At 67.9% G+C, this 16,801-nt stretch carries 12 protein-coding genes and 3 pseudogenes; 8 read left to right on the forward strand and 7 right to left on the reverse strand.

Going from position 1 to position 16,801, the window contains the following annotated elements:
* Positions 1 to 7: 7 nt before the first annotated feature.
* From ACFTR6_RS04120 to ACFTR6_RS04135, 4 genes and pseudogenes are all read right to left on the reverse strand, one after another.
* Positions 8 to 1,327, reverse strand: coding sequence for an NAD(P)/FAD-dependent oxidoreductase (locus ACFTR6_RS04120; RefSeq protein ID WP_377956959.1), 1,320 nt, complete (start codon positions 1,325 to 1,327; stop codon positions 8 to 10).
* Positions 1,320 to 2,558: a cytochrome P450 gene (locus tag ACFTR6_RS04125; RefSeq protein WP_377956960.1), complete on the reverse strand. Its 1,239-nt coding sequence runs from the start codon at positions 2,556 to 2,558 to the stop codon at positions 1,320 to 1,322. The genes ACFTR6_RS04120 and ACFTR6_RS04125 overlap by 8 nt, the downstream gene beginning before the upstream one ends.
* A 244-nt stretch (positions 2,559 to 2,802) precedes the next feature.
* Positions 2,803 to 3,318 (reverse strand): annotated as a pseudogene (locus ACFTR6_RS04130) (IclR family transcriptional regulator); the annotation flags it as partial.
* A gap of 36 nt (positions 3,319 to 3,354) precedes the next feature.
* A pseudogene (locus tag ACFTR6_RS04135) lies at positions 3,355 to 3,522 on the reverse strand (helix-turn-helix domain-containing protein); the annotation flags it as partial.
* A gap of 134 nt (positions 3,523 to 3,656) precedes the next feature.
* Between ACFTR6_RS04135 and ACFTR6_RS04140 the strand changes: the two are divergent.
* The 5 genes from ACFTR6_RS04140 (at position 3,657) to ACFTR6_RS04160 (ending at position 8,775) form a co-directional block, all read left to right on the forward strand.
* A complete protein-coding gene (locus tag ACFTR6_RS04140) occupies positions 3,657 to 4,442 on the forward strand; it encodes an IclR family transcriptional regulator (protein ID WP_377956961.1) in 786 nt (261 codons plus the stop codon).
* A gap of 118 nt (positions 4,443 to 4,560) precedes the next feature.
* A complete protein-coding gene (locus tag ACFTR6_RS04145; RefSeq protein WP_377956962.1) occupies positions 4,561 to 5,322 on the forward strand; it encodes an SDR family NAD(P)-dependent oxidoreductase in 762 nt (253 codons plus the stop codon).
* A gap of 70 nt (positions 5,323 to 5,392) precedes the next feature.
* Positions 5,393 to 7,063 carry an FAD-dependent oxidoreductase gene (locus ACFTR6_RS04150; RefSeq protein ID WP_377956963.1) on the forward strand — a complete coding sequence of 557 codons (1,671 nt, stop codon included), beginning with the start codon at positions 5,393 to 5,395 and terminating at the stop codon, positions 7,061 to 7,063.
* 1 nt (position 7,064) lies between these two features.
* Positions 7,065 to 7,394 (forward strand): Dabb family protein, encoded by a 330-nt coding sequence (locus ACFTR6_RS04155; RefSeq protein WP_377956964.1) that lies wholly within the window; start codon positions 7,065 to 7,067, stop codon positions 7,392 to 7,394.
* A 10-nt stretch (positions 7,395 to 7,404) separates the two neighbouring features.
* Entirely contained in the window at positions 7,405 to 8,775 is a 1,371-nt protein-coding gene (locus ACFTR6_RS04160; RefSeq protein WP_377956965.1) for an MFS transporter, read from the forward strand.
* A gap of 7 nt (positions 8,776 to 8,782) precedes the next feature.
* Here the strand turns inward: ACFTR6_RS04160 and ACFTR6_RS04165 are convergent.
* A pseudogene (locus ACFTR6_RS04165) lies at positions 8,783 to 9,324 on the reverse strand (GNAT family N-acetyltransferase).
* 160 nt (positions 9,325 to 9,484) lie between these two features.
* Complete coding sequence (gene aspS / locus ACFTR6_RS04170; protein WP_377956966.1) at positions 9,485 to 11,278, reverse strand: aspartate--tRNA ligase; 1,794 nt, start codon at positions 11,276 to 11,278, stop codon at positions 9,485 to 9,487.
* A 98-nt stretch (positions 11,279 to 11,376) separates the two neighbouring features.
* Between aspS and ACFTR6_RS04175 the strand changes: the two genes are divergently transcribed.
* On the forward strand, positions 11,377 to 12,639 hold the full coding sequence (locus ACFTR6_RS04175; RefSeq protein ID WP_377956967.1) for an APC family permease: 1,263 nt from the start codon (positions 11,377 to 11,379) through the stop codon (positions 12,637 to 12,639).
* On the opposite strand, the gene hisS is transcribed toward ACFTR6_RS04175, so the two are convergent.
* Positions 12,617 to 13,969: a histidine--tRNA ligase gene (hisS, locus tag ACFTR6_RS04180; protein ID WP_076802720.1), complete on the reverse strand. Its 1,353-nt coding sequence runs from the start codon at positions 13,967 to 13,969 to the stop codon at positions 12,617 to 12,619. The genes ACFTR6_RS04175 and hisS overlap by 23 nt on opposite strands.
* A 276-nt stretch (positions 13,970 to 14,245) precedes the next feature.
* Here hisS and ACFTR6_RS04185 point away from each other — a divergent pair, with 276 nt between their 5' ends.
* On the forward strand, positions 14,246 to 15,064 hold the full coding sequence (locus ACFTR6_RS04185; RefSeq protein ID WP_377956968.1) for a peptidylprolyl isomerase: 819 nt from the start codon (positions 14,246 to 14,248) through the stop codon (positions 15,062 to 15,064).
* A gap of 72 nt (positions 15,065 to 15,136) precedes the next feature.
* A complete protein-coding gene (locus tag ACFTR6_RS04190; RefSeq protein WP_377956969.1) occupies positions 15,137 to 16,762 on the forward strand; it encodes a DUF349 domain-containing protein in 1,626 nt (541 codons plus the stop codon).
* Positions 16,763 to 16,801: the final 39 nt, after the last annotated feature.

Here is a 16,801-nt window from a genome sequence, read left to right on the forward strand (position 1 = left end):
GGTCTCCTCAGCGTTGGGCTGCAGTGAGGGCAGCGGCTGCATGGTCGGGGTTGTTGGAAATAGGGCCGGTGAGGATGGTGTCGGCGAGGGGAATGCCGGGGTCAGCGGCCCGTGCCGGATCGATCCGGGCGCCCTGGGCAATGAGCCGCTTGGCGGACCGGAAGTCGGCAAGGTTGGCGATGGTGTCGACGGCGGCGAGGCGGCCGCCGCGGAGATAGACCACGGAGAATTTGCCGCCGGACGGTTCGCCGCGGACGATCACGTGGTCCTCCGGGTGGCGCACTCCGGCGGTCTGCAGCCGGACACCGTGCTGGACGGTCCAGAACCAGGGAACTTCCGGCTCTGCGGCCGCCTGGCCGGTGATGTGCGCGGCCACCCGGTCTGCCTGGGCCAGCGCGTTCTGGATGCACTCCAGCCGCTGGCTCACGCCGTCGATGGGGCTGGTGAACCGGGTGACGTCACCGCTGGCGTAGATGGCCGGATCCGACGTCCGGCCGTCGCCGTCCACCAGGATGCCGTCCCTGCAGTCCAGGCGTGCGTCCGCGGCCAGCTCCTGGTTGGGCAGGATGCCGATGCCGGCCAGGACGACGTCTGCCGGAAAGACGGAGCCATCGGCGGTTGTCACGCTATGGGCCGTCTGTCCGCCGCCGGTCGGTTGCCCGCCGTCGATAGACGTGACCGCGGCGCCGAAGACGAACCGCACGCCGTGCCGCTCGTGGAGCTGCTCGAAGTGGCGGGAGACGGGAGCCGCCGTTACCCGGCTCATGACTCTGTCCTGGAATTCGAGCACCGTGACGTCGCAGCCTTTCGCGGCAGAAGCGGCGGCCACCTCCAGCCCGATATACCCCGCGCCGATGATGGCGACGCGGGCTCCCGGGACCAGCAGGCCTTTGAGTTCCAGGGCATCGTCCCGGGTCCGCAGCGATCTGACTCCCGGCAGGCCCGCACCCGGCACCGTGAGGGGCCTCGCCCGTGACCCGGTGGCGATCACGAGCCGGTGGTAGGGCTGCCGCGTGCCGTCGGACAGCAGCACGGTCCGGCGGTTCCTGTCGATGGACTCCGCGGTGACGCCTGCCAGGCGGTCGATGCCCTTGTCCGTATAAAACCGTTCCTTGCGCAGGACGGCTGGCTCATCCACTGCGCCGGCCTTCAGAAGTTCCTTGGAGAGCGGCGGCCGCTCGTAGGGAAGCCCGTTGCCCGCGTCGATCAGCAGAACGCCGCCTTCCCAGCCCCTCGCCCGGAGCCCGGCGGCAACGGCCACGCCGGAGTGCCCCGCACCGACGATGACCACCGGACCGCCATTGCCCGTTGCGGCCGCGCTACTCATTGGGCTGTCCTGCCATGGCCTGCACCGCAGTGGTCTGCACTGTCTTGGCGTGCCCTGCGTTCAATTGATGCAGCACCACGTGGAGGTGCTCCGGCCCGGAGTTGGTCAGGTTGTTGCCGCGCACATACTCGATGGGCCGGTCCGGATCCTGGCTGACCGATGCGAGCTTTTCGGCGAGGAGCCTCACCGTCACCAGGACCTCGAGTTTGGCCAGGGGAGCGCCGAGGCAGCTGTGGACCCCGTGCCCGAAGCCCAGGTGCCCGTCGGTGCTGCGGTCGATGTCGAAGCGCTCGCCGTCCGGGTACTTCCTGCTGTCACGGTTCGCTGCGGCGGGCAGCAGGCGGACAATGGCGCCGGCAGGAATCGTCACTCCGGCAACCTCCACCTCCTCCGTGGTGATCCGGCTGGCGCGCTGCACGGTGCCGCGGTAGCGGGCCAGTTCCTCGACGAAGAGGTTTGCGTCGTCCGGATTCCGGCGGATCCGGCCCAGCAGGCCAGGGTGCTCGCTGAAGACGCGGAATGCGTTGGCCAGCAGGATGGTGGTGGTGTCGTGGCCTGCGACGAAAACGAAGGCGCAGAGTTCCTTGGCTTCCTTCTCGCTGAGCAGCCCCTCCTTCCACATCCGGGCAATGTGTCCGCCCACGGAGCCGCTCTCCTCGCGGTACAGCCGCTCCATAGTGCCCTTGAGGTATTCGAAGAACTCGAGGGCGCTCTGCTCGTCGGTCCCGGTGCCCTGCGCATTGCGGGCCAGCCGGCCGAAGTAGCTGAACGTTTCGTCGGACCAGAACTTCATCTTCCCGAAGTCCTCGGCAGGCACATCGAGCAGAGCACTGATGGTGGACATGCTCAGCGGGATAGCGTACTCGTCCACTGCGTCCCCGCCGCCGGCGGCAAGCATCGGCACCAGGTACTTTTCCGCGTTCTCCCGGACCCGGTCCTCGAAGCGGGCAATGGCCTTGGGGGTGAAGGCCTGCGCCACCACCTGGCGGAGGCGGGTGTGGTTGGGGGCGTCGAACAGGGTCAGAAAGGTCAGCGGGACCGGGTCCACAACCTCGGACGAGAAGACTTTCGGTGCGCGCATGGCCCGGCGGACATCGTCGTACCGGGAGATGAACCAGACGTCCGAAACGGGTGACTGGGCGCGGAGCACCGGGGCGTGCTCCCGCATCCACGCATAGTGGCCGTAGGGATCCCCCTGGGTGCCGTCGTCGACCACCTTGAACGGTGCCATACCCTGTGGCCAGTCCAGTTCATGTGAATACGGAGGCAGGGTTTCTGTCAGTGCGGCAGGCATCATCGTCCTTCTTTCCGGTTGGCTTCGGCGTGATCCGGTGTGATCCGCCTCTCACTCCACGGTGCGCCATCCGCCGTTCCGGCACCCACGGGTCTTCCGTTCATCGGTTGCGAAAGTCCGCCCGGCCTACCGGCCAGGCAGCCTGCACCTGGGCGGATTTCAGCGCGCGGGAGATCCCGTGTGCAGCAGTCAGAAGGGCCGGGACGATCAACGGCACCGCGGCGTCCCGCCTGGGCACGATGGCGTTAAGCGCCGCAGCGACCGTCTTGCCGGGCCCGAAAACGGGCACGGCAATGCCCGCCCATTCGGTGACGCCGATGCCCGGCAGAGCCACGTAGCCGCACTGCCTGATCTCGGCCAGGTGCTTGCGGATAAGCCGGGGATCGGTCAAGGTCTCTGGAGTCACCGCGGCTAAGGGCTGCGAGAGCACCGCGGCCTGGACGGCCGGCGGCGAGAAGGCCAGCAGCACCAGGCCGGACGAAGCTGCGTGGATGGGCATCCGCTGTGCAATGTGGGCCGCGTCCAGGCTGGAATGTGGCGAGGAGAGCCGCTCCACGTACAGCACAGTCCCGTGGTCCAACACGGCCAGGGTGGTGTGCTGGTGGACCGCTGCCTGGACATCCTCCATGAACGGCAGCGCCAGCTCACGAAGGTTCAGGGCGCGCGATCCCCGGGCGGCGAGTTCCCACATCCGCATCCCGGAGCACAGATTACCGTCCGGCAGCCGCTCAACCAGCCCGTGGGCCACGAGTTCGTCCACGAGCCGGTGGGCGGTGGTCAGCGGGAGGCCGGCGCGGCGGGCGAGACCGGAGAGGGGCAGGGACTGCAGGTTCCGGTCGAAGGCGCCCATGAGCCGTACGACACGGCTGATTACCGATTCCCCGGATGGTGAGTTGGCCAAGGTTCCTGCTCCGTTCTGCCTCCCGGCCTCTTTCGTGCGGCGGCAGGCGGGTGACTGACAAACGCCCAGTAAATCCGGAAGCGCAGCCGCCGGGGAGCGGGATTACCATTGAGCGGGAATCGACAGGAGGAACCGTGGCCAACTCCGCGTCCGGCGAGTCGATCATCGGCCGCTTCGTGAAGATCGTGAGCGCTTTCGACGACCGGCACTCCGCCATGAGCGTCGCAGAACTGGGGCGCCGCACCGGCCTGCCGGTGACAACCACTTACCGGCTGGTCAACGACCTGCTCCTCGAGCGGCTGCTGGAGCGCGAGCCCGGCGGCGACATCCACATCGGCACCCGGCTGTGGGAACTGGCTTCCCGCGGTTCCAAGATGCTGGGCCTGCGCGAGGCGGCCCTGCCGTTCATGGAGGACGTCCAGGCGGTGGTGCAGCACTCCACGACCCTGGGGATTCTCGACTCGGACGAGGTCCTGTACATCGAGCGGCTTGGCTCGGACAGGACCATCGTGGACATCACCAAGATCGCCGGGAGGCTGCCGGTCCATGCCACCTCCTCGGGCTTGGTGCTGCTGGCCCACTCCCCCGCTGCCTACCAGGACGCGTTCCTGGCCCGGCCCCTCAGCAAGTTCACCGAGACGACGCTGACCGAGCCGGCTGCCCTCAGGCGCCACCTGGCGGAGATCCGCCAGCGCGGATTTGCTGCCATGCCCGGGGTGATCGTGCCGGAGTCCAGCGGCATCGCCGTGCCGGTGTTCGGTGCCGACAACACGGTCCGTGCCGCACTCAGTGTCGTGGTGCCGCGCAACGAGGAGAACGCCCCCGCCCGGGTGCCCGTGCTGATGGCAGCGGCCCGCGGAATTTCGAGGGCCCTGGGCTGGCGGGGCGAACTGAAGGGAACTCTCCGCCAGAGTCATTAGCCAAAGGCACTGAAGCCGGTTTTGCCGTTCATCGGTAATCGTGTGGTTCCACTCACAGGCCCCCTGCCACGCTGGCTGGGAAGCAGCGACGAGGCTGCAGGATCACGAGGAGCACCACATGAATCCCACCCAGAACCGCGTGGCCGGCAAAACGGCCATAGTCACCGGAGGCCGCGGCGACCTGGGCAGCGCCACCGCCGCCCTCCTTGCCGAGCACGGCGCGAACGTTGCCAGCCTGGACGTTGGCGGCATCCCTGCCCCCGCTTCCCACAAGAACATCAGCGAGTACGACGTCGATGTCACCAATGAAGACAGCGTCGCCGATGCGGTCCGCAGGGTCCGCGACGAACTGGGCACCCCGGACATCCTGGTCAACGCCGCCGGCATCATCGGCCCGGCAGGAGCGTCCCACACCGCCTCGACGGCGGACTTCGACGCGATTTTCAACGTCAACGTCAAAGGCGTCTGGCTGATGACCAAGCACGTGGTCCCCGGCATGATCGAGAAGAGCGGTGGCAGCATCGTCAACTTCTCCTCCATCCACGGCCTTACCGGCGGCCGGAACGTGCCGCTCTACCATGCCACCAAGGGCGCCGTGCGGCTCCTGAGCAAGTCGGACGCGGCGGCCTACGGCGGCTACGGCATCCGGGTCAATTCCATCCATCCCGGGTCCATGAACACCAGGATGAGCCGCCGTTCCGCCGAGCAGTCGGACATCGGCCCCGAGGCCTACTACCGGCAGCTGGTTGGCTCCAACCCGCTCCCCCGCCAGGGTGAACCCGACGAGATCGCCTACGGCGTGCTCTACCTGGCCTCGGACGAATCACGCTTCACCACCGGCGCCGAGCTGGTCATCGACGGCGGCTACACGGCTGTCTGACGCAGCCCTGGCTCCCATTGCGGCACCGGCCGCAGCACCCTTCATCTTCCTTCCGAAAGGCAACACCCCCATGAAATTCATCAACGGCACCCCCGCTGACAGTTACGACGTCGTTGTCGTCGGTTCCGGCGCGGGGGCACTGACTGCGGCGGCCACCGCCGCCCGGGCCGGCAAGTCCGTCGTCGTGCTTGAAAAAAGTGAACTGCTCGGCGGAACCTCCGCCGTTTCCGGCGGCATGCTCTGGGTGGCAGACAACCACCACGCCCGGAAGGCCGGGATCGCCGATTCCAAGGCCGCAGCCGCCCGGTACGTGCGCGCTGTTGCCCGCGGAAGGGGCCGCGAGGAACTGCTGGACGCGGCGCTGGACTACGGCGACCAGATGCTGCGCTTCGTCGAGGAGGAGTGCGGTGTCCGCTTCATCTTCCTCAACAACTTCCCCGATTACCGGCAGGACCTGCCCGGGGCCGTGACAGGCGGCCGGACCGTGGAGCCCGAGCTGTTCAACAGCACCGCGGCGCTGGGCGAACTCAAGGAGCACGTGCGCAGTGACGGCCGTGCCCCGTTCACCATGCAGGAGTACGAGGACTGGGGCGCCTTCACCAAGTTCCCTTGGGATGAACTTGCCGGCCGTCAGGACAAAGGTCTCGTCGCCAAGGGCCAGGCGCTCGTTTCCATGCTGCTCGCCAGCCTGGTCCGCGACGGTGCCTCACTTGTCACCGGGGCACGCGGCCACCGCCTGCTGACCGACGGCGGCCGGGTGACCGGCGTCGAACTGGAAAGCGGCGAGGCGTTTCATGCCCGTGACGGCGTGGTGCTCGCGACCGGCGGCTTCGAGTGGGACAAGGCCCTGGCCGACTCGTTGCTCGCATCCCGGCTGTACACAATGTGCTCGACGCCGTCGAACACCGGCGACGGCCTCCGGATGTCACAGCGGATCGGCGGCCAGACCCGCGGCACGCGTGAAGCGTGGTGGGCGCCGATGTCCGTCACCGGCGACACCCGCGACGGCCAACCGGTAGGCACCCTGCTGCGGTTCGAACGGCAAGGCCCGGGGTCCCTCATGGTGAACCGGCATGGCCGCCGCTTCGCCAACGAGTCCCAAAACTACAACGACCTCGCCCGCAGCCTGCAGTCCTGGGACTCCGCCGCCAACCAAACCCTGAACACGCCGGCGCACGTCATCGTGGACCACGGCTACCTGGAGCGTTACGGCATCCTGGCCCACCGTGCCGGCCAGCCGACACCTGACTACCTCATCGAGGCGCCCACCCTGGCCGGGCTCGCCGCGAAGATCAACGTGCCGGCGGAAAACCTCGAGGCCACCGTGGCCCGCTTCAACCGGTTCGCGGCGCGCGGTGAGGACCCTGACTTCGGCCGCGGCGAAAGCGCCTACGACAAGTACTGGGGCGACGCCGACTGCCCGTGGCCGAACCCCTCGCTGGGGCCGCTCGAGTCCGGGCCCTTCTACGCACTGGAGGTGGTGAATGGGGCCTTCGGCACCAACGGCGGCGTGGCCACCGACGGTTCAGCCCGCGTGCTCGACGTCGACGACCGCCCCATCCCGGGCCTGTTCGCCGCCGGCAACACCACGGAAAACGCCTATGCTGCGGGTTATCCCGGCGCCGGTGCCACCCTCGGCCCGATCATGACCATGGGCTACCTCGCCGGACGCGCCCTGGCCGGCCAGTCCCCGGAGTACGCCACGTCACCGGTGGCCGAGCTTGTCGAGGCGGGTGCCTGAGATGATCCGCCACACCGTGCTCTTCAAGTTCAAGCCCGACTTCCCGCCGGCCGACCGGCGGGCCTGGATTGACGGGCTCAACCACATGGCCGGAAAGATCCCCGGCATGCACAGCCTCAGCCATGGCCCGGACGTCCTCAAGACGGAACGCTCCTTCGACTACGCCATCGTGGCCGACTTTGAGAGCGTCGAGGACATCGCCGTGTACAACACGCACCCGCTCCACGAGCCGCTGAAGGCGTACTCATTCCCCAACAGCCGGCAGATCCTCGCGGTGGACTTCCACCTCCCGGATGCCACGCCGGCGCCCATTGAGACAACGCAGTCTTAAGGAGATTCCCGTGACCGCTTCCCCATCACCGCAGGTACCCCGTAAGACACCCCGCAAGGCCGCCCTGGCGTCCTTCCTCGGCAGCACGCTGGAGTACTACGACTTCTTCATCTACGGCACCGCCGCAGCCCTCGTGTTCCCCCACCTGTTCTTCCCGTCCGCGGATCCCGCCATCGGCCTGATCGGCGCCTTCGCCACCTTCGGCGTCGCCTACGTGGCCAGGCCCGTCGGCGGGCTGGTGATGGGCCACTTCGGGGACAAGCTGGGACGCAAGAAGATCCTGCTGCTGACGCTCGGCATCATGGGCGTGGCGTCCCTCGGCATCGGGTTCCTGCCCACCTACGACCAGCTCGGCATCTGGGCACCCATCCTGCTGGTGGCGGGCCGGCTGGCGCAGGGCTTCTCCGCCGGTGCGGAATCGGCCGGCGCCTCCACGCTGACGCTGGAACATTCGCCCGAGGGCAGGCGCGGGTTCTTCACCAGCTTCGTGATGACGGGGTACGCCTCCGGCATGGTGCTGGCCACCCTGGTCTTCATCCCGGTCACGTCGCTGCCGCGGGAGGCCATGATGAGCTGGGGCTGGCGCATCCCGTTCTGGCTGTCCATCGTGGTGCTGGCCATCGCCTACTGGGTGCGCACCCACCTGGATGAGACCCCGGTCTTCGAGGAGGCCCAGGACCGCCGCCAGGTTACCCCGATGCCCATCAAGGAAGTGCTCCGCTTCCAGGCCCCGGATGTGCTGCGGGTGGCGGGAATGTCCATCATGTCCGTGATGCAGACCATCTTCACCGTCTTCGGACTCGCGTACGCCACGGCCGACGCCGGGTTCGACCGTGCCTCCATCCTGACCGTCAACGCCGTGGCCATCGGCCTGTCCATGTTCGCCATGCCGCTCGCGGCCAGGCTGTCCGACCGGATCGGAAGGCGTCCCCTCCTGCTGACGGCCGCGATCGGCTGCTCGGTCACGATCTTCCTGTACTTCCTGGCGCTCTCCTCCGGCAACATCGTGCTGGTCTTCGGTGCCGCGTTCCTGAACATGACGGTGCTGTACTCGGGGTTCAACGGCGTCTGGCCGGCGTTCTTCGCCGAGCAGTTCGCAGCGCCCGTGCGGTACTCCGGCATGGCCCTGGGCAACCAGTTCGGGCTGGTGCTCGCCGGCTTTGGCCCGATGATCGCCGGACTGCTGCTGGCCCCCGGGACCTGGGGCTGGGTGCCGGTGGCCGTCTTCGGCACCGTGTGCATGATCATTGCCGCAGGATCCGCGTTCTGGTCCCGCGAGACTGCCGCGACCCCCATCGGGGAACTCGGCGCGCCGTACCTGGAAGGCACGGCACGCCGGCGGCAGGCCGAAACGCAGCAGGCCGCCCTCCAGCACCGCTGACCCGGCGTCAGCAGCCGGTGAGATGCCGCTTCGGCCGCTCCTGCCGGTAGTAGTAGCGGGACACTTCGTGGAATCCTGCCCGGGAGTAGAGCTCCCGGGCAGCGGTGTTCGACGCCATCACCAGCAGCCAGTAGCCGGCCATCCCCCGCGCCGCGCCTTCCCGGAACAGAGCTTCCTGGACCCGCGCGGCATAGCCGCGGCGCCGGGCCTCGGGCCGGGTGGCCATGCAGTACAGTCCGCCCCAACTGCCTGCTGTACCGGGAACAAGGGCAAGGCGTCCGACGGCGGCCGGCTGGCCGCCGTCGTCCCGCACCAGGGCGTACAGTGCAGGGCAGCCGGTAAGGATGGCCCGGGCTGGAAGATCACGGGCAGGCGGCGGCCGCGGTACCAGCTTCGGGCATCGCGGAGCGCCGCGAGCCGTTCATCCCCCGTTCCCAGCGGCTCCGTCCGGGGCCAGATGGAGTTGGCACGCTGGGTCAATCCGCCGGCGGCGCGGAGAACCCAGCCGCCGGACACTTTCCGGTCCGGTGCGGGCCAGGCTGCATCCATGACGGCTTCCAAATCGGGCAGGACAGCATCCGGCTGGGCGGTGTCCCCCACGGCACTCCTTCGTCAAACGGCAGGAGGCCCCCCGGCATCTGCAGTCCAGATCCGGGGAGCCTCCTGCTCCTGGTTAAGCTTCGCGACCGTCTATGCGGTCAACTCCGGCTCACTTTTCCTCGGGCTTCTTCGCTTCGGGCTTCTTGGCCTCGGGCTTGAAGTCCACGCCGGCCTCCTTGCGCTGCTGCGAGGTGATCGGAGCCGGAGCGTCCGTCAGCGGGTCGTGGCCGCCGCCGGACTTCGGGAAGGCGATGACGTCGCGGATGGAGTCAACGCCGGCCAGCAGCGCAACGACGCGGTCCCAGCCGAAGGCGATGCCGCCGTGCGGCGGGGCACCGTACTTGAACCCCTCCAGCAGGAAGCCGAACTTCGTCTGGGCATCGGCCTTGTCCAGGCCCATGAGCTCGAAGACGCGCTCCTGGACGTCCCGTTCGTGGATACGAATGGATCCGCCGCCGATCTCGTTGCCGTTGCAGACAATGTCGTAGGCGTAGGAGAGGGCGGATTCCGGGTCCTGGTCAAAGGAGTCCAGGAACTCGGGCTTCGGCGAGGTGAAGGCGTGGTGCACGGCGGTCCATTGGCCGGTACCGACCGCCACGTCGCCGGAGGCCACCGCGGCAGCGGCGGGTTCGAACATGGGGGCGTCAACCACCCAGCAGAAGGCCCAGGCGTTGGGGTCGATCAGGCCGGTGCGGTGCCCGATTTCGACACGGGCAGCACCCAGCAGCGCGCGGGACGGGGTCTTCTCGCCGGCGGCGAAGAAGATGCAGTCGCCGGGCTTGGCACCGACAGCGTCGGCCAGGCCGGCGCGTTCGGTCTCGGTGAGGTTCTTGGCCACCGGGCCGGCGAGCTCGCCGTCCTCCTTGTAGAGGACGTAGGCCAGGCCCTTGGCGCCGCGCTGCTTGGCCCATTCCTGCCAGGCATCGAGGGCGCGGCGGGCCTGTGAGGCACCGCCGGGCATGACGACGGCGCCGACGTAGGGCGCCTTGAAGACACCGAAGTTGGTGTCCTTGAAGAACTCGGTCAGCTCGGTCAGTTCCTGGCCGAACCGCAGGTCCGGCTTGTCCGAGCCGTAGCGGGCCATGGCGTCGGCGTAGGTGATGCGCTGGATCGGCGTCGGAATTTCGACGTCGATCAGGTTCCAGACGGCCTTCACGATGTTTTCACCCAGCCGGATGATGTCATCCTGCTCCACGAAGCTGGCTTCGATGTCGAGCTGGGTGAACTCGGGCTGGCGGTCCGCGCGGAAGTCCTCATCGCGGTAGCAGCGGGCGATCTGGTAGTACTTCTCGAAGCCGCCCACCTGCAGGAGCTGCTTGAACAGCTGCGGCGACTGCGGCAGCGCGTACCAGGAACCAGGCGCCAGACGGGCGGGGACCAGGAAGTCACGGGCGCCTTCCGGCGTCGAACGCGTCAGGGTCGGCGTTTCGATTTCGACGAAGCCCTCTTCGTGGAGCAGCTCGCGCGCCACGCGGTTGGCCTCGGAGCGGAGGCGGATGTTGCGGCTGGGTCCGGGACGGCGCAGGTCCAGGTAACGGTGCTTGAGCCGGGCTTCCTCGCCGACCTCAACGTGCTCGTCGATCTGGAAGGGCAGCGCGTCGGCGGTGTTGAGGATGACCACCTTGTCCGCCATGACCTCAACGTCGCCCGTGGCCAGGGCAGGGTTCTCGTTGCCTTCCGGGCGCTTGGAGACCGTTCCGGTCACCTGCAGCACATATTCGTTGCGCAGCCCGTGGAAGACCTCTTCCTCACGGACCACCACCTGCGCCACGCCCGAGGCGTCACGCAGATCGACGAATGCGACACCACCGTGATCACGACGGCGGCCGACCCAGCCTGCCAGGGTTACGGTTTGTCCAATGTGCTCGGAACGAAGGGATCCGAGGTCATGTGTGCGCAGCACAGCATTCCTTTCAGAAGGAAGACAGAATGAAGTTCAAATACGATCGTTGCGGAAACGATCCCGTCCGAGTTTACCCGTTTGAAAGGTTCCTGCCCTGCATGACCAAGCACCAGCAGCTGCAACGAAGGCTGGGTGTGGCCGACGCAACAGCCATCGGCCTCGGATCCATGCTCGGCGCCGGCGTTTTTGTCGTCTTCGCCCCCGCCGCCCGGCTGGCCGGAAACCTGCTCCTCGTGGCCATCGCCCTGGCCGGGGCCGTGGCCTACTGCAACGCCGTCGCCTCGGCCCAGCTCGCGGCAAAATATCCGCAAAGCGGCGGCACCTACGTCTATGGCCGGAAGCGACTTGGCGAGTGGCCCGGGTTCCTCGCCGGCTGGGGTTTCGTCACCGGCAAGTCGGCCTCCTGCGCGGCCATGGCCTTCACTTTCGGCCAGTACGTCGCACCGGGGTTCGCCACCCCCGTAGCCATCGCGGCGGTCGCGGCACTGACCGGCGTGAACCTGCTGGGCATCACCCGGACCGCTTTCCTGACGCGCATCCTGCTGGCTGTGGTCCTGGCGACCCTTGCCTTCGTCGCCACGGCGAGCATCCTGGGACCGCACGTGTCCGGCGGCGCTGTGTCAGAGCAGCCGGACAGCGCCTGGGGCATCCTGCCCGCTGCGGGTCTGGTGTTCTTCGCCTTCGCCGGTTACGCACGTATTGCCACGCTCGGCGAGGAGGTCAGGGACCCGGCGCGGGTCGTCCCCCGTGCCATCCTGGGCGCCCTGGCCGGCGCCCTGGTGATCTACCTGCTGCTGGGGGCCCTGCTGCTGGCGCATCTTCCCGTGGATGTGCTGGCCTCCTCTGCCGCGCCGCTGCTCGACGCGGTGCAGCAGTCCCGGCTGTCTGCCGGGGCACCGGTGGTCCAGGCCGGCGCCGCCGCCGCTTCGCTCGGCGCACTGCTGGCCCTCATCACCGGCGTGGGGCGCACAGCCATGGCGATGGCCCGGGAACGCGATCTGCCCGGCCCCCTGGCCCGCGTGGGCGGACGCCACACGGTGCCGGTGACCGCCGAACTGTCAGTGGCCGCCGTCGTGGTTCTACTGCTGGTGACCACCGATGTGCTGACAGTGGTCGGCTTTTCCAGCTTCGGCGTCCTGCTGTACTACGCGGTGACCAACGCCGCAGCGTTCACGCTCCAGGACCGGCCCCGGCACGCGCCCAAATGGCTCAACGCCGCCGGGCTGGCCGGGTGCCTGGTTCTGGCCTTCACGTTGCCGCCGGCCTCGGCGCTGGGCATGGCGGCTGTGATGGCCGCCGGGCTGTTGGGACGGGCAGTCGTGCTTCGCCTGCGGAAGCTCAGGAAGCGGGTGCGGCGATGACCTGTACGTGGATGTCCTCGTCAGACGGCGTCCAGGTCGCCGGATCGGCGTCGACCTGCACGCCGGAGCGGATGTCCTTCACCTGGTGCTTGCCGTCCTCGTCCGTGAACCAGACGAAGGGGATGCCGCGCTTGTCCGCGAACTTGATCTGCTTGCCGAACTTCTCCGCCTTGGCGGCCACCTCGGCAGAGATGCCGCGGCTGCGCAGCTCCGTGGCCACGTCCTGGGCTTCTCCCCAGCTTTCGTCCGAGGTAAGCGCCACGAACACCGCCGTAGGCACGGAACGGGAAGCCTTGGCCAGGTCCTGGCTGAGGATGCGCGAGACGAGCCGGGTCACGCCGATGGACAGCCCGACGCCGGGGAACTTCCGGTTGCCCTTGCTGGCGAGGGCGTCGTAGCGGCCGCCGGAGCAGATCGAGCCGAGCTGCTCGTGCCCCACCAGGACGGTTTCGACGACGGTTCCGGTGTAGTAGTCCAGGCCGCGGGCGATGCTGAGGTCGGCAACAACCTTGCCCGGAACCCGCTTTACGGCGGCCTCGATCACCTGCTCGAGTTCGTTTAGTCCCTCCTCCAGGAGGTCGTCGCTCACCCCGAGCGAGCGGACCTGCGCCACGAAGGAGGTGTCCTCGGTCCGGATGCTGGCCAGCTTCAGGGCCGCCTGCGCCTGCTCGTCGGTGGCGCCAAGCTCGGCCTTGAGCAGCTCAGCCACCTTTTCCGGGCCGATCTTTTCCAGCTTGTCGATGCTGCGCAGCACTCCTGCGGTGTCGGTCAGGCCGATGCCGCGGTAGAAGCCCTCGGCCAGCTTCCTGTTGTTGATCCGCAGCCGGAACTCCGGGATGGGGAGGGCGCCCAGCGCCTCGGCGATGACCAGGGCGATCTCGACGTCGTAGCGGAAGGGCAGCTCGCCGTCGCCCACCACGTCGATGTCCGCCTGCGTGAATTCGCGGGCACGGCCCTCCTGCGGGCGCTCCCCGCGCCAGACCTTCTGGATCTGGTAGCGGCGGAACGGGAAGGCCAGGTAGCCGGCGTTTTCCACGACGTAGCGGGCGAAGGGAACGGTCAGGTCAAAGTGCAGGGCAAGGGCGTGGGGATCGTGCTTGCCCTTGGATTCCTCCCCTTCATCGTCCTGCAGCCGGCTCAGGCCGTACACCTCTTTGTCGATCTCGCCCTTCCGCAGAAGCTGTCCCACGGTTTCCACGGCGCGGGTCTCGATCGAGGTGAAGCCGTGCAGCTCGAAGGTGCGGCGCAGCGAGTCCAGGACATGCTGCTCCACCAGCCGCTCCTCGGGAAGCCACTCGGGGAATCCGGACAGGGAGGCGGTGCGTGCCATGGTGGAGTTTCTCCTCAGGTAAACGAAGGCCGGAGCCGCTGCGCTCTGTTCCGCGTCGCCGTTTGACTCACACGGCGGCGGCAGCGGCGGGAGTCCAGCCTCTTCTGCATAAACTTATTGCGGCAGTCAGTTTATGCTTTCGGCGCCCGCATCTCTAATGCGGCGGGCCGGGCTCTGGCGGGCTGCCGCTGTTTCAAATTTGACGCAGCGCAATCTGCTGCCGGGGGTGCCTTCAGGGCTTGCCCGGCGCGGCAGTCCGATCGATGAGGAGGACCCGTGGCGGCCAGTCCACGCGAAACACGCGAAGCCAAGCGGCGCATCCAGCAGATGGAGGCCAAACGCGAGCTTCGCCGTGACCAGGAGAAGCGCCGCAAGCGGGACAATCTGGCAGCAGGAAGTGCGGGGGCTGCAGCAGTGGTGCTCGCCGTCGTGCTTCAACTGACTGTATTCGCCGGAAACCCGACCGAAGAGGAATTCGCCGCCGCTGAAGCGGGCCTGGCCACGCCGTCCGCCTCCCCTTCCGCGTCGGCGACGCCCTCGGCCACGCAAACCAACGCTGCGAACATCCCCAAGCCGGCGACTGCGGCCGGCAAGACGTTTACCGGCTCACTGACGCTGAACAGGGGCACCGTGGGTGTGCAGCTGGACGGCACCAAGGCGCCGCAGGCGGCCGCCGTGTTCAAGTCCCTCGCCGACCAGGGCTACTACAAGGGCGTCAGCTGCCACCGCCTCACCACTGCCGAGAACTTCGGCGTCCTGCAGTGCGGTTCCAAGACCGGCGACGGCCAGGGCGACCCCAACTACACGTGGGGACCGTTGGAGAACACGCCGGCGGACAACAAGTACCCGGCAGGCACCATTGCCGTGGCCCGCACGGGCAACAACGCCTACGGCAACGGCACGCAGTTCTTCATCGTCTACAAGGACACCGTCATCCCGGCCGACTCCGCCGGCGGCTACACCATCGTGGGCAATGTGACCTCGGGCCTGGACGTCGTAACGAAGATTGCGGCTGCCGGTCTTAAGACGGGCGAAAGTGGCGCAGACGGCGCACCTGCGGAAGCAGTCACGATAGACTCATTTTCTCTGAAGTAGGAAGCCTGCGGCGCCAGCGGCCACGGGCAGCTTATGAACGAGTATTTTCCTCCAAGCGAAAGACTTTTAGCGGTGACAGACAGTCAGAAATCCGACGAAACAGCAGCCGAAGTGACCGAGGTCCAGGCTTCCCCCGAATCTGTGGATCCCGAATCTGTGGATGCAGCACAGTCCGTGGAAGCGGCACAGCCTGCGCAGGCTGCCGAGCCAGCGGCACAGCCCGAACAGGCTGTCGAGGCCGAGGCTGGGCAGGAAAAGCCGGCACCCAGCCCCGAGCCGGCTGCCGAGCCGGCTGCCGAGCCGGAGGCTGCGCAGGAAAAGCCCGCACCGTCACCGCGTCCGACGCCGGCACCCCGGCCCGCGCCCACGCCCGCGGCGTTTGCCGCCCGGCCCAAGGCCGGCCCCGCTGCCACCGTGACGCCGGTGCAGGCTCCCCCCGCCACCTCGCTGGCCGAAGCCGCCCGCTGGGGCCGCGTTGAGGGCGACGGGCACGTCTTCCTGACCATCGACGGCGAAGAACACCCTGTCGGGCAGTACCCGGACGTCAGCAACGACGAGGCCCTGGCCTACTTCGCGCGGAAGTACGACGACGTCGTCGCCCAGATTGTGCTGCTGGAACAGCGCGTGGCCTCGAAGGCCCCCACCACTGACATGCAGAAGACCGTGACGCACCTGCGCGAGCAGCTCGCCGAGCGGAACATGGTGGGCGACATCCGTTCCGCCGAGGGCCGGCTGGACACGCTGTCCACGCAGATCACGGAGCTTGAGAAGGCGGAGAAGGCCCAGCATGACGCCGTCCGCGCCGCCGAACTGGCCGCCCGCGAGGCCATCGTGGCCGAGGCCGAGGCGATCTCCGGAACCGATCCGGCCCAGGTTCAGTGGAAGACGTCCAGCGCACGCATGAACGAGCTGTTTGAAAGCTGGAAGGCGGCGCAGAAGAGCGGCGTACGGCTGGGCCGCAGCAACGAGGACGCCCTCTGGAAGCGTTTCCGTGCAGCCCGGACCGTCTTCGACCGGCACCGCCGCGCTTACTTCTCCCAGCTGGACAGCAACAACTCGGCGGCCAAGGCTGCCAAGGAGAAGCTGATTGCCGAGGCTGAGGCACTGTCCACGTCGACGGACTGGGGCTTCGCCGCCGGGGAATACCGCCGGCTGATGGACGAATGGAAGGCATCGCCGCGCGCCAGCCGCAAGGATGACGACGCCCTGTGGGCCCGGTTCCGTGCCGCCCAGGACGTCTTCTTCAGCTCCCGCCAGGCAGCCAACGATGAAATCGACCAGGAGTACGCCGCCAACCTCAAGGTCAAGGAGGCGCTCCTCGAGGAGGCTTCGGGCATTCTTCCGGTCAAGGACATCGCCGCCGCCAAGAAGGCCCTGCAGTCCATCCACGACCGCTGGGAAGAGGCCGGCAAGGTTCCGCGCGCGGACATGGGCCGGATTGAGGCCGGGCTGCGCCGCATCGAGGACGCGGTCCGCCAGGCTGAGGACGAGAAGTGGCAGCGCTCCAACCCGGAGACCAAGGCCCGCACCAACAGCGCCCTGAGCCAGCTCGAATCCGCCATCGCCGGGCTGAAGGATGACCTGGCTGAGGCAGAGAAGGCCGGCGACCAGCGCAAGATCAAGGCCGCGAAGGAAGCCCTGGAAGCCCGCCAGGCGTGGCTGGACCAGATCCAGCGTTCGGCGAGCGAGCTCTCCTAGGCAGCACGAGCTCTCCTAAACACCACCAGGAAAGGTCCC

Source organism: Arthrobacter sp. NPDC057009, assembly GCF_042673905.1.
Taxonomy (GTDB): Bacteria; Actinomycetota; Actinomycetes; order Actinomycetales; family Micrococcaceae; genus Arthrobacter.